The sequence below is a fragment of the Neisseria sp. P0008.S010 genome (assembly GCF_051962715.1).
Lineage (GTDB): Bacteria > Pseudomonadota > Gammaproteobacteria > Burkholderiales > Neisseriaceae > Neisseria > Neisseria elongata.
Map to the genome: position 1 here is coordinate 1 of NZ_JBQCVA010000156.1, position 471 is coordinate 471.

The 471-nt window shown below is 54.6% G+C and carries 1 protein-coding gene; it reads right to left on the reverse strand.

What is annotated here, in order from left to right; translation table 11 throughout:
• The coding region (locus tag ACTHSL_RS12995) for a contractile injection system protein, VgrG/Pvc8 family (RefSeq protein WP_440381691.1) at positions 1–471 on the reverse strand (471 nt) is incomplete at both ends.

The window sequence follows — 471 nt, forward strand, 5'->3', positions numbered from 1 at the left end:
TCGTCGGGGGTTTTGGGATGAAGGCCCCAGTGTTGTTGTTTGCCCAATAAGACGGTGTTGTCGGCCGATTCTTCGGATTGTTTGTTGTCGGTTTCGGCAAAGAGGCCGGTATCGGCGGTACGGTAGTTGTAGTCGGCACTGCGTATGCCTTCGACGATGGGGTTGTGACGGATGCTTAAGTTGAAGAGTGCTTCGGTACCGGTGCTTTCCAGTCCGGCATGGGGGCGGTAGGAAACGGGTAGGCTTTGGTCGCGGAAGTAGTGTTCGGGACTGTCGCCGAAGACGACGATATCGCCATGTTGTTCATGCTGTTCGAAGGCATACCAGATGCCTTCTTCTTCACACAGACGGTTGATAAAGGCGAAGTCGCTTTCGAGATACTGAGTCACATACTCGCGGACGGTGTAGCTGCGGCTTTTTTGGAATCGGTAGTCGACACCGGAGAAGCCGTGGTGCTTGAAGATGGCGGCA